We start from the raw sequence: 13,530 nt of genomic DNA, 5'->3' as shown, positions 1-13,530 counted from the left end.
GGAACATGAAATGATTTTAGGGAAACGAGTGAGGAACAAGCTGAAAAAAGGATTGATTGTCAGTTTCGTCCTAACCATTTTACTGTCCAATGTGAGTCTTGCATTGGGGCCGAAAATGATATTTGCGGAGGAAGCTCAGTCAAATAATTCTGCACAGCAGGCACCGAACCAATCATCTGAGGATGAAACATTACAGGTGGAGGAATCACCTACAGAAGAACCAACCAACCAGATTGAAACTGGGGAAAAAGAAGAACCTGAGATCCAAGAAGAACAATCAACCGAGTCAGTAACCCAGGAAGATCCCGAAACTGAGTCAGCCCCGGCAACTCAGGAACAGCCTGAGACTCAAGACGAGACAATAACAGAAGAGGTACCACCAACTGAAGACAACACAACAATCATGGAGGAAACACCTACACCAACTAGCGAAAAAACTCAATCAACAGAGGTAAACTTTGATAGTCTTCCACACCTTCTCATTACGGAAGTTTCACCGAACTCAAAGGGTGCTGGAACTGACTATTACGAGTATTTTGAGCTATACAATAACACCAATCAACCGCAAACATTAACAAATTACACGTTTACATATCGTTATACTGACACTGGGAAAGATTTGTTATTTCAAATCCCTGCAACAACCATGAAACCACAGGAAACTCTCGTTTTTTGGTTTAATAACGGAAACAAAACGTTAGCTGATTTTAACGCGAATTTTGGAACTGATTTACCGGAGGAAAAAGTCGTCCAATTTTCAGATGTTTTTCCTGGCTTTGCAAATGGCGGCAATCGCGCCCTCGTCATTAAAAGCCTTCAAGGTACTGAAATCATTTCTGCTAGCTATCTAGATGGGGAAACTGATAATACAGGAGCAGTTGTCGACTATCAATACCCTGAAACAGGAACTGAAATGCTGAAGCACCGAGTACTAGCACAGCCAACTCCAGGTGAAATCAGGCAAACACAAGTCCCAGAAACACCGGTGAATTTACCGGATGTACCTGAGGATACAGAAGCACCTGTGATTACACATACACCAATCACAAGCAGCAAGCCTCTGATGCCAATCCAAATCGAGGCGAACGTCACGGATAATCTCGCCATTCCAAGTGTGACGCTTTTTTATAAAAATGGCGACTCGAATGTATTCACGTCATTACCAATGAGTCCAAACGAGCAAACCTATACAGCGGAAATTCCAGGTTTTCATGTGTATGAAGAAATCACCTATTATCTCGAAGCAAGTGATGGTGTAAATACTGAAAAAACCGATGAATATACGATTCAGGTCGTGCAGCCCGAGGTTGATTTTTCAAAAATCCCCCATTTGCTTGTCACAGAGCTTGTCCCTGATTCAACGAATGTAGGGTCAGCTGATGGCTATGAATTTATCGAAATCTACAATAACAGCAGTGAAGCAATCGATTTTAAAAATTATAAAATGTATTACAGATACGGAACAGACCCTGGAACAGATGTTGTCTGGCCGTCTGTCCCAGAGGATGTCGTGATTCCAGCAGGGGAAACGCTTGTCTTATGGATTATCAATACCCAAAACGGTGGAAAGACCGTTGCTGATTTTAACGCGAACTATGGCTCTAATTTGGTAGAAAATAAGAATATCGTTCGCATCTTCAGTGACGGCATGGCAAATGCCAGCATGCGTGGACTTGTGATTGGAACGAACACACATAAAGAGATTTCGGTTGCTTATTATAATGATGAACCAAACGTAGATGACACGATTGCGAATAAAGGAATTGTTTATCTCTATCCAACCGATAAATCTACTCTTTCAAAAAAAGTGGGCATCCTAGATGCGACACCAGGCAAAGTGGAAGGCTTCCAGGTACCAAGTCAGCCTGTCCAAATAGAAGAAGACACAGTCCCACCGACGATTGAAAACCTAACGGCAATCACTGAGGTGAATCAGAAGGACAATATCGACATTGTTGCAAACGTCACAGACGACAAGGAAGTCAAATCGGTCCGTTTGTATTATAAGATCAACCATCAGGATGAATACAGCGAAGCGATTTTACAGGAAAATTACGATGATCTCCTTTATCATCACACCATCTATTCACCTGATTTAATCGGACATGAGTATGTGGATTATTACTTCGTCGTGTCTGATGGGAAAAATGAAGTGAAAAGTGAGACCTATCGTGTAACCATTACGAATGACCTTGATGACTCAAGCCTACGACTTAATTTAAAAGATGGGGAAATGCTCCGCGGGGAAAAAATCATCAAGGCCACTTCAGCGGTTGACTCTCCAGATAAAATGAAGCTGTTTATTGATGGTAGTGAAGTGAAAGAGGGGGTATATCCCTCCATTGAACACACGGCATATTTTGCGTTTGAAGTAAATGGACTGAATACGTATTTCCAAAACGCTGTTACGATGGGCGAAGAAGTTTTATATGTCATGGATAAAGACTGGCTCACACAATGGAAAACATTCAGCATTCCCATTGAGCCTGAGCGACTTCCAGTTGGTGAGACAACAATAACCGTTCGTTCCGGTAACAAGGCGTCACCGTTTGATCTTGGATCCGCAGAAAACCGAGACGACTATGATTTACGAAACGTACGATTAGTCCTCGCGGATGGTACGGTGATCAAGGATCCGAACTTCAGTGACCCAGCACGTATTTTAAAAATGAACGACAATAATCCATTCGTCGATTTTACGTTTACGATTACGGAAAAGGAAGCACATTCCTTAACCTATAAATGGGATACGACCTTTGTTAAAGACAAGAAGCATAAGGTTCTCGTTCAGGATGCAGATGAAGAGATCGCCGCAGAAGTTTTGGTCGACAACACAGCACCTGATATTAAAACGAACCTGAAAAAGAAAGCGTACAAGGGTGCTTTTACCATTGAAGTCGATGTGAAGGATAAGCTTTCTGGGATTGAAAAAGTAATTGTCACCTTGGATGGCAAGGAAATTCAAGTTCCGTTTGAAACAGCGTCTTCAAAGCTTGAAGCTGGGAAACATGAGCTGAAGGTTGCTGCAACTGACAAAGTAGGAAACGAGAAAGAGGAAGTTTTTCAATTTGAAGTTGCTGATGAAAATCCAATGAAGCCTGAGCTTGTCTCACCTAAATTGAATGCTCATGTTGATGGCAATCCAGTTTTACAGGTAAAAGTAAAGGACCCAACGAATGATCAATTAGATGTTACATTTTATGAGGCTTATCAATATGATGTGAACTCAGGTGTGAAAGGCTTTAAAAATGCAGGTGATTTTGAGCCTCCACAAGAAATGATTCCTGACGGGGAAAAGGCGTTTACATCTGAGGACACTTCACTTGTTTCAAAAGCAGACGGCAAGTATTTGGTGTCCGATTCTGATACACAATTCCCTTACCATCGTTTTGAGGTCACAGTGGATGCGTCACTTGATGAAAAGGACCTTGTTGAGCTTTTGTGGAAAGGGAATTCACTTGAGGGTAGAAAGGTTTCGATGTATGCCTGGAACCACATAACAGAAAAATGGACGTTAATTGATTTTAAGGTAGCGGGTAAAGAGGATTTTGAACTCTCCGGTGAAGTTGGAGTAGGCGACTTTGTACGCGAGTCAAAAATAAATGTGATTGTCCAAGATGAAATTCCAAGCACGACAGATGAGTATGATTATACCTTTGTCTGGATGTCAGATACCCAATTTTACTCAGAGAGCTACCCATATATTTTTGACCGACAAACCGAGTGGATTGCTGAAATGAAGGATAAGCTCAAAATTAAATATGTATTCCATACAGGTGATTTAGTGAATAAATCAAACCAGGAATATCAATGGAAGAACGCAGATAAAGCAATGAAGGTGCTGGATGACAATAACATTCCATACGGAGTTCTCGCAGGAAACCATGATGTGGATCAAGTAAGTAATGATTATTCGCAGTTCTATAAGTATTTTGGCGAAAATCGATTTAAGGATAAGCCATATTATGGCGGTTCCTACCTAAACAATCGTGGTCACTATGATTTAATTTCAGCTGGTGGCAATGATTATATTATGGTTTACCTTGGTTGGGGAGTGACGGATGAAGGCATCCAGTGGGTGAATGATGTGCTGGCTGCCCACCCGGACCGAAAAGCGATTTTAAGTTTTCACGAATACATGCTTGCTACAGGTACGAGGCATCCGCTAGGTGATAAGCTCTTTAACGAAATTGTTGTTCCGAATAAAAATGTGATCATGGTGTTAAGTGGTCATTATCACGAGGCACAAACGTTAGTTGATGAAATTGACGATGACGGGGATGGTGTCCCTGACCGTACGGTGACACAAATGCTTGCCGATTATCAAGCTGGACCAGAGGGTGGCCAAGGCTACATGAGACTGCTGCATTTTGATCAAGATCATAATCGTATTGTGGTAAATACGTATTCGCCATATCTTAACCAATACAATTATTACAAGCCAGATTTTTATCCTGAAAAAGATGAATTTGTGATTGAAATGGATTTAGCCCCGGTCACAAAGCGAGTTGCAACGGATTACTTTGCGGTCAATGTCTACACTGACCATGAAATCGGCACGACTAAGGCAAAAAGCGGTAAAATCGCCGAGGTTGTCTGGAAAGGCTTAGAAAAGAACCGTTCTTATTCCTGGTACGCTGTAGTCAAGGACAAATACACAGGCAGAACCGTTTCAGATATTTGGACATTTCGTAAATAGCTCTTTGTCACCTTCAAGTTGCTTTTTGTAATAATTATTCATCTCTCGTTACAAACTAATATTGTAGGTGTATATTTTGTTGCTTTACCACGTTATTATGCTGGCGTTTACTTACTTTTGAAGCGGTGATATACTTCCAAAAGCGCCACGATTGCAAACGGAGGTATATTCATGAATAGAAGAAAACGTCAGCACGAAGTACATCCAAAACTTCAACAGGTAAAGGAATACATATACATACTACTAGGTTCAGCCACTGTGGCTCTTTCATTTAATCTGTTTTTGTTACCGAACAAGGTTGCATCAGGCGGAGTGAGTGGGATTAGTACGATCCTGAACTCCCTGTTTGGATGGGAAGCAGCCTATGTTCAATGGGCTTTTAATATCCCTTTATTCATTGCAGGTGTCATTTTTCTTGGAAAGGTGTATGGTGCCAGAACGTTAATTGGCACTCTTTTTCTACCATTTGTTGTTTATCTTTCGAGAAATCTGGAACCCGCAACGCTCGACCCATTGCTGGGTGCTTTATTCGGCGGGATCGGAATCGGTTTGGGACTCGGCATCACATTCCGGGGCAATGCGTCGACAGGTGGGACAGACCTTGCCGCTCAAATTGTTCACAAGTATACAGGAATCTCCCTTGGAAAGTGTGTTGCTTTCATTGATGGCCTGATTGTCGTAACCGCTGCGATTGTATTCGATATTGAGAGTGGGCTCTATGCACTGATTGGACTTTTTGTCACAAGTAAAACGATTGATTTGGTACAGGTTGGTCTAGGTAATTCGAAAATGGCTCTCATTATTACGAACAATCAGAATGAAGTGCGTCAGGAGATTTTTGACAAGCTGGATAGAGGGGTAACAAAGCTCTCTGGATATGGGGGGTATACCGACGATGAGCGACCAATGCTCATGTGTGTGGTTGACCAGAAAGAGTTCACAAAATTGAAACAAGTGGTTCGAAGCATTGATACTTCTGCATTTGTCGTTGTTATGGACGCTTCAGAGGTATTAGGAGAGGGTTTTAAAAGGGCGTAAAAGGGTATAATAAAAATTGTATAATGGAAAAATTTATTACAGGGGGTAAATTCTGTGAAACGTAAGCTATTTGGATTTTTATTAGGAACTTCGCTTGTTTTTGCTCTAGCAGCTTGTGGCGGTGGGGGCGACAATGCAGCTGAAGAGCCAGCAGGTAACAACGGCGGAGCTACTGCCTTAAATGCTGAGGAAATCTACCAAGGAAACTGTGCTTCATGCCATGGTAAAGATCTAGCAGGTGCTGGAAGTTTCCCAAGTCTTCAAACAGTAGGTTCTAAGTATTCTCAAGACGAAATTGCGAACATCATCGACAATGGCCGTGGCGCAATGCCAAAAGGTCTCATCAAAGGTGACGAAAAAGACGCAGTTGCAGCATGGTTATCTGAGAAAAAATAATTCATTAGTATGTAGGCCTTCCGGGCGAACCGGAAGGCTTTTAATATGGGTGGAAATTGGGATTGGATTGATATTTTTTGGCTTTAGGTCGATATCCGAAAAAACCTCATTAGTTAGTCTGCCTTCCGGATGAACCGGAAGGCTTTTAAAATAGGCGGAATTGGTTTGGACCGATATATTTTGATGTTGGGTCGATATAATCAGAACTTGGACCGATATATTCTGAAGTTTGGTTCGATAAAACTGGAACTTGGGTCGATATAATCAAATTTCGGGTCGATATCCGAAAAACCCACAAAACCAAGTTCAAACATTATTTAAATTTTGCAGGAAAATCAATAATAATGTCGAAAATTTAATAAAATGAAAAGGAGTAGATGCATTTGATAAGAAAAGTACGTACAATTCCAATTGAAATTTTAATCCTTGTAGCACTAATCAGGAGATTGGCGCAAGATCATCCGAAAATTCCAGAAATCCAATTCGAATTAGCCAAACGAAAGAAAGGGTACCGCGGAGAGCTTTCATTAAACTATTATTTAGACCTAATCGACAAATCAGAATTCCTCATTTTACACGATATAAGACTTCAAGATGGCAAAACCTTCTTCCAAATCGACACTCTCATGATTACTCCACATTTTTACTTAATCCTAGAAGTGAAAAATATCGCAGGAACTCTATATTTTGAGGATGAATCCAATCAAATGATTCGGACACTAAACAACGAAGAAGAAGGGATGTCGAATCCAATCCTACAAGCAAAACGACATTCCCGCCAATTAACCAACTGGCTTCAGCAGCGGAAACTTCCAACCCTACCAATTGAAAATTTAGTCATCGTCAGTGACCCAAAAACAATCATAAAAGCTTCTAGATCAAGTATCTTCACAAAAGTTATGCATAGCGCAAATCTTCCTTTTACTTTCGAGAAAATTCAAAAACGACATACTAAAGAAACATTGACCATGAAGGAAATGAGGAAAATAGCGGCGACAATTGAGAAGCACCACACGCCAAAACAACCAGATTTCCTAACTAAATTTGCCATCCAAAAAGAGGAGATTAGAAAAGGAGTCCACTGCCCAGAATGTTTTACCTTACCGATTGAAAGGAAGAGAGGATATTGGTTCTGTGAAAGTTGTTGTTCGAAATCTAAAAACGCATTTATTCAGTCACTCCAGGATTACATGCTGCTAATAAAACCTACAATTACAAATGAAGAGTTGAGGGACTTTTTACAAATATCATCTGGAAAATTAGCATTTCAACTATTAAAATCAATGAACCCAGAGTTCGAAGGTGAGAATAAAAGCAGAATCTACCATATCCCCCAATTCCAAAATTTACACACCACCACCTGAACCCTTTTCCCTAGCAACCTTAACTGCCATGAAATCAAAATGTAATATTTTTAGTCGTTTTTTGACGAATAATGATGTTATAATGGAAAACGTAATAAGATATAGTTCATATAGACTTATAATTTCAATTTGCATAGCCGATTAGGGGCGCAAGTATGTCCAAAAGGGCATTTGCGCTTCTATTTCCATTTGATAGATTACTAACTTAATCTCCCATTGATCCGGTGGGGGGCATACTGCAAGTAGACGAGGGATAATAAAACGATGATAGGTGATTCTTAATGATAGAAATGAAGGATGTCTATAAAAAGTATTCGAACGGTGTCATGGCCGTTAATGGTATAAATGTAAAAATCGATCAAGGTGAGTTCGTGTATGTCGTTGGCCCAAGTGGAGCGGGAAAGTCGACATTTATTAAAATGATGTACCGTGAGGAGAAGCCGACAAAGGGTTCAATCGTCATAAACGGGATTGATCTTGCAAAATTAAAGGAAAAAAAGGTTCCCCAATTACGAAGAAATATTGGGGTCGTGTTCCAGGATTTTAAACTTTTACCGCGATTAACTGTATACGAAAACGTAGCATTTGCTCTTGAAGTAATCGAAGAAAATCCGAAGAATATTAAGAAACGTGTCATGGATGTGCTTGACCTTGTTCGTCTTAAGCATAAGGCACGGCATTTACCAGATGAACTATCCGGTGGGGAGCAGCAGCGTGTGTCAATTGCGCGCTCAATCGTAAACTCTCCAGGTGCGCTCATTGCGGACGAGCCTACTGGTAACCTTGACCCGGAAACATCTTGGGAAATTATGAACATTTTTGAAGAAATCAATTTCCGCGGGACGACGATCGTCATGGCGACGCATAACCGCGAAATTGTAAATACGATAAAAAAACGTGTAATTGCGATTGAAAGTGGAAAAATTGCGAGAGATGAAGTAAGGGGTGATTACGGTTATGAAGCTTAATACACTCCGCCGTCATTTACGGGAAAGTTCTAAAAATCTTGGGCGTAATGGCTGGATGACATTCGCATCTGTCAGCGCCGTGACTGTAACGCTACTCCTTGTTGGGGTATTCTTAGTCATCATGATGAATTTAAACAGCATGGCAACTTCACTTGAAAAAGACGTCCGTATCAGTGTTCACACGGACTTAACGTCAACGAAGGAACAACAGGATGCGTTAAAAGCAGAAATTGTAAAAATACCTGAGGTTCAAGATGTCACCTTCTCTTCCAAGGATGAAGAGCTACAGAAAATGATCGAGAGCTTTGGTGAGGATGGAAAGATTTTTGAAATGTACGAGCAGGGTAACCCACTTCATGATGTGTTTGTCGTGAAAACGAAGCAACCACAGGAAATCATGAAGGTTGCTGAGCAGGTTGAAAAAATGGAATCTGTCCACAGTGTAAACTATGGAAAAGGAAAAGTTGAAAAGATTTTTAGTACGGTTGGCGTTTCACGTAACATCGGAATCGGGCTAATCATTGGTCTTCTTTTTACTGCCATGTTCTTAATTTCAAATACGATTAAAATAACGATTTTTGCGAGACAAAGAGAAATTGAGATTATGAAGCTAGTTGGAGCAACAAATTCGTTTATTCGCTGGCCATTTTTCCTAGAGGGCTTGTTCCTTGGAATTCTTGGTTCGATGATTCCAATTGGGATTATTCTAGGATCCTATAATTTTGTGTATGATATGATTCAACCGCAGTTGACTGGAACATTCTTAGAGCTCTTAGCGTTTAATCCATTTGCCTACCAAGTAACGGGGCTTCTGCTTCTAATTGGTGCATTTATCGGGGTTTGGGGAAGCTTAATGTCTGTTCGAAAGTTCTTAAAAGTATAAGCAAAAGCACACCATTTAAAGGTGTGCTTTTTTGCGCTTAGAACCAAACCTACCCGACATAAGGGGTTTTTGCTTTCTTTAGTTTCATCCCACATTTACAGCTTGTGCTATGTTTGAGTATTTTGATTTCCGTTTTACAGATCGGACAGTTTTGTTTTGGCATCTAATAAACACCTTCTTTTCTCTGGCATGATTGACAAAGTCCGTATACTTCCATCTGATGAGAGTAAATTTTAAACTCAGTTAATTTGCAGGCAACATGCTCGATTTGGCTGAGAGTCGGGTAATTAAAATCAATAATTTCCCCACACGATTCGCATAAAATATGGTAGTGATTCGGCTGGTTGGCGAGTTCATATTTGCTCAACCCGTTGCCATAGGGTAGTTCCTTCAAAATCCGTAGTGAAACAAACAGTTTGACATTGTTATAGATGGTGGCAAGGCTAATATGTGGTATTTTACGATGAATGTCTTCCACGGTTGGATGACCTTTCAAGGAAAGGATCGTTTGTAAGATTAACGTTCGTTGAGGTGTAATGCGTAATCCACGTTCTTTTAAAAAAGGTATAAGTTCTGCCATTTGTTCCTGCACGATTACCAACCTCTTTTTTCATATCATAAGAATAGGTACCCACAACACGCGGATACCTATTATATGTGAGAATAAAATGAAATGAAACTACTTATTTCTTACGCTTCTGCTTTTCTAATTACTTCGCTAAAACTTCTTCTGGAACCTCAAGTCCAAGGCCTTCTGCGATACGAGTTCCGTATTCAGGGTCTGCCTTGTAGAAGTGGCTGATTTGACGAAGCTTGATTTCCTCTAATTGAACTGGCTTCATTGCGCCAACAATTGTGTCAACAAGACGAGTACGTTCATCTTCGCTCATTAAGCGATAAAGGTCACCAGCTTGTGTGTAGTGATCATCAGAATCATAAGCCACACTATCCGCAATGCCTTCCACTGCGAATGCATGTTGCTTCGCTTCTGGAGTTTCTTTTGGACCACTAAAGCTATTAGGCTCGTAATATACGGAGCTACCCCCGTTGCTATCAAAACGCATTTGACCATCACGTTGATAGTTGTTCACTTCAACTCTTGAACGGTTGATTGGGAGTGCTTGGTGGTTAGCTCCAACACGGTAACGAGCTGCATCATGGTAAGCAAACAGGCGACCTTGAAGCATTTTGTCAGGCGAAACATCGACACCAGGTACCAATGTTCCAGGTGAGAATGTAGCTTGTTCAACCTCTGCAAAATAGTTTTCAGGGTTGCGGTCTAATACCATGCGTCCTACTTCGATTAGTGGGTAGTCTTTTTGAGACCATACTTTTGTTACATCGAATGGATCGAAGCGGTATGTATTCGCATCCTCCAATGGCATAATCTGCACATAAAGCTTCCATTCAGGGAAGTCTCCTTTTTTAATTGCGTTAAACAGGTCCTCTGTATGATAATCTGGATTTTCTCCAGCTAGCTTTGTAGCAACCTCATTCGTTAAGGACTTCACGCCTTGCTCGGTACGGAAATGGTACTTAATCCAAACGCCTTCACCTTCTGCATTTGTCCATTTGAATGTATGACTTCCATATCCTTGCATGTGACGCCATGTCGCAGGAATACCACGGTCACCCATTAACCAAGTCACTTGGTGTAAAGATTCAGGTGAATGAGACCAGAAATCCCATACAGCTGTTGGGTTTTTCAGGTGTGTTTGTGGATGACGCTTTTGTGTATGGATAAAATCAGGGAACTTAATCGCATCACAGATAAAGAATACAGGAGTGTTGTTTCCGACGATATCGTAGTTTCCTTCTTCTGTGTAAAATTTTACCGAGAAACCGCGTGGATCTCGTAATGTATCAGCTGAGCCACTTTCCCCAGCAACCGTTGAAAAACGGATGAATAGAGGAGTGCGTTTGCCAACTCCATTAAATAATTTTGCTTTCGTATATTTTGATACATCATTTGTTACTTCGAAATAACCGTGTGCACCGCTGCCTTTCGCGTGAACAACACGTTCAGGAATACGTTCTCTATTAAAATGTGCTAATTTTTCTAGGAGGTGTACGTCCTGGATTAGTACCGGTCCTCTTGAACCAGCTGTGATTGAGTTTTGGTTGTCCCCAACTGGAGCTCCCCAGCTTGTCGTTAGTCTATTGTTACTCAATTAGATCACCTCATGTTAGTAGTTTTTTTGAATACATCTATTATAATAACATCTACTAAATAAAAATCAATACCTTTTTATATTAATTATAAAGTAGATAAAAGTAGAGTGTTAGTTGTAACCTCTATCATGTACGGAATCACAATGATTCACTAGGAAAATATGCTGAGATGCTTGTTTATCCTAATCTATTGTTTTTCAATTAGATTTCATTTTAATCCTTATTTGAGAATCACCTGAAGATTACGCTATCCTCCGTGTACATAGGAAAAGAAGCAATTGGAAATAATTACGTTGATATTTCTTTTAGGAGGATGAGCAAATTGAAGGAAAAAAAGCATCATGCTAGCGTGGAAGGGGTGGGGGGACCACATGATGACCGCTTAGGCACTGGGGAGTCTGCGGATTCATTAACAAATAGGCAGGGGCACCCGGTTACGGATAATCAAAATATCCGAACGGTTGGGAATCGTGGCCCTTCAACATTAGAAAATTACGATTTTATTGAAAAAATATCCCATTTTGACCGCGAGCGAGTTCCAGAACGTGTGGTACATGCAAGAGGTGCAGGTGCCCATGGGTATTTTGAAGCGTATGGTAAGGTTGGCGAAGAGCCAATATCTAAGTATACTCGTGCAAAACTGTTCCAAGAAGCAGGAAAAAAGACACCAGTGTTTGTACGTTTTTCAACAGTTGCAGGGGCAATGGAGTCTCCTGAAACAGCACGGGATCCGCGCGGGTTTGCGATCAAATTTTATACGGAAGACGGAAACTGGGATTTAGTCGGCAATAATTTAAAAATCTTTTTTATCCGCGATGCAATCAAGTTTCCCGACATGATCCATGCATTTAAGCCAGACCCGGTCTCAAATCTATCAAGCCCTGAAAGAATGTTTGACTTTGTATCTAAAACGCCCGAAGCGACACATATGATTACGTTCCTCTTTTCACCATGGGGAATTCCGGCGAACTACCGCCAAATGCAGGGCTCTGGTGTCAATACATACAAATGGGTGAATCAGGATGGCGAGGCGGTATTAGTGAAATATCACTGGGAGCCACTCAAGCAAGGAATTAAAAACTTAACGCAAAAGGAAGCAAATGAAATCCAAGCGACAAATGTTAGCCATGCAACTCAGGATTTATATGAAGCAATCGAGCGTGGAGAATATCCGGAGTGGGAGCTTTTTGTACAAATTATGAGTGATGACTATCATCCCGAGCTTGATTTCGATCCACTTGATGATACAAAGCTCTGGCCGACAGATAAGTTTCCGTTTTTGAAGGTCGGTAAAATGGTGTTAAACAAGAATCCTGAGAATTATTTTAATGAAGTTGAGCAGGCTGCGTTTGGAACAGGTGTACTTGTCGATGGTCTTGATTTTTCCGATGATAAAATGCTCCAGGGAAGAACGTTCTCTTATTCAGATACGCAGCGACATCGTGTTGGAACAAATTATTTGCAACTTCCTATTAACGCACCGAAAAAGCGAGTTGCGACCAATCAGCGCGGTGGGATGATGTCCTATTATGCCGATGTACCACCGAGCGGAAATCCACATATCAATTACGAACCGTCCACGATTGGAGGATTGAAGGATGCGAAGCAGGTGGGCAAAATTCACGAGCCGCATTATAACGACAAGCTCGTTCGTGAAAAAATTGACCGTCCGAATGATTTTGGACAAGCAGGCGAGACATATCGTAATTTCTCGGATGCTGAAAGGGAAGAACTAATCAGTAATTTAGTAGATAACTTAAAGGTTTGCCGACCTGAAATCCAAAACAAAATGGTGGAGTACTTCACAAATGCAGATGAGGAATACGGTAGACGTGTAAGAGAGGGCCTTGCTCAGGCAATGGATTCTACAGACACAAGCTCAGCTGCAGCCGCAGAAGCAGTTGAGAAATCGAAAAACATGGGACTAGAGTCAGACCCGTATTAAAGAAAAGCATCGGTTTTCAGAGAACCGATGCTTTTTCATGTCAATCAAGCGTTTGATTGAATTTT

9 protein-coding genes are annotated in these 13,530 nt (G+C 41.0%); 7 read left to right on the top strand and 2 right to left on the bottom strand.

Annotated elements, in window-relative coordinates; translation table 11 throughout:
- Positions 1-10 precede the first annotated feature (10 nt).
- The 6 genes from V7147_RS02085 to ftsX all read left to right on the top strand — a co-directional run bounded on the left by V7147_RS02085 (position 11) and on the right by ftsX (position 9,348).
- Positions 11-4,699 carry a lamin tail domain-containing protein gene (locus V7147_RS02085; protein WP_335366200.1) on the top strand — a complete coding sequence of 1,563 codons (4,689 nt, stop codon included), beginning with the start codon at positions 11-13 and terminating at the stop codon, positions 4,697-4,699.
- A gap of 171 nt (positions 4,700-4,870) precedes the next feature.
- Complete coding sequence (locus tag V7147_RS02080) at positions 4,871-5,737, top strand: YitT family protein (RefSeq protein WP_335366199.1); 867 nt, start codon at positions 4,871-4,873, stop codon at positions 5,735-5,737.
- 54 nt (positions 5,738-5,791) lie between these two features.
- Positions 5,792-6,133 (top strand): cytochrome c551, encoded by a 342-nt coding sequence (gene cccB / locus V7147_RS02075; protein ID WP_335366198.1) that lies wholly within the window; start codon positions 5,792-5,794, stop codon positions 6,131-6,133.
- 383 nt (positions 6,134-6,516) lie between these two features.
- Entirely contained in the window at positions 6,517-7,497 is a 981-nt protein-coding gene (locus tag V7147_RS02070; RefSeq protein WP_335366197.1) for a nuclease-related domain-containing protein, read from the top strand.
- A 281-nt stretch (positions 7,498-7,778) separates the two neighbouring features.
- Positions 7,779-8,465, top strand: coding sequence for a cell division ATP-binding protein FtsE (gene ftsE, locus V7147_RS02065; RefSeq protein ID WP_335366196.1), 687 nt, complete (start codon positions 7,779-7,781; stop codon positions 8,463-8,465).
- On the top strand, positions 8,455-9,348 hold the full coding sequence (ftsX, locus tag V7147_RS02060; RefSeq protein WP_335366195.1) for a permease-like cell division protein FtsX: 894 nt from the start codon (positions 8,455-8,457) through the stop codon (positions 9,346-9,348). The genes ftsE and ftsX overlap by 11 nt, the downstream gene beginning before the upstream one ends.
- A 163-nt stretch (positions 9,349-9,511) precedes the next feature.
- Here ftsX and V7147_RS02055 read toward each other — a convergent pair whose 3' ends face one another.
- On the bottom strand, positions 9,512-9,940 hold the full coding sequence (locus tag V7147_RS02055) for a Fur family transcriptional regulator (protein ID WP_335366194.1): 429 nt from the start codon (positions 9,938-9,940) through the stop codon (positions 9,512-9,514).
- Between the two features lie 118 nt (positions 9,941-10,058).
- Complete coding sequence (gene katA / locus V7147_RS02050; RefSeq protein ID WP_335366193.1) at positions 10,059-11,519, bottom strand: catalase KatA; 1,461 nt, start codon at positions 11,517-11,519, stop codon at positions 10,059-10,061.
- 314 nt (positions 11,520-11,833) lie between these two features.
- Here katA and V7147_RS02045 point away from each other — a divergent pair, with 314 nt between their 5' ends.
- Positions 11,834-13,465 (top strand): catalase, encoded by a 1,632-nt coding sequence (locus V7147_RS02045; protein WP_438824529.1) that lies wholly within the window; start codon positions 11,834-11,836, stop codon positions 13,463-13,465.
- Positions 13,466-13,530: the final 65 nt, after the last annotated feature.

The organism is Bacillus sp. JJ1521 (genome assembly GCF_036965165.1).
GTDB lineage: Bacteria > Bacillota > Bacilli > Bacillales > Bacillaceae_L > Ferdinandcohnia.
Note: the sequence above shows the minus strand (reverse complement) of the source record. Positions and strands in the feature narration are given on the sequence as shown.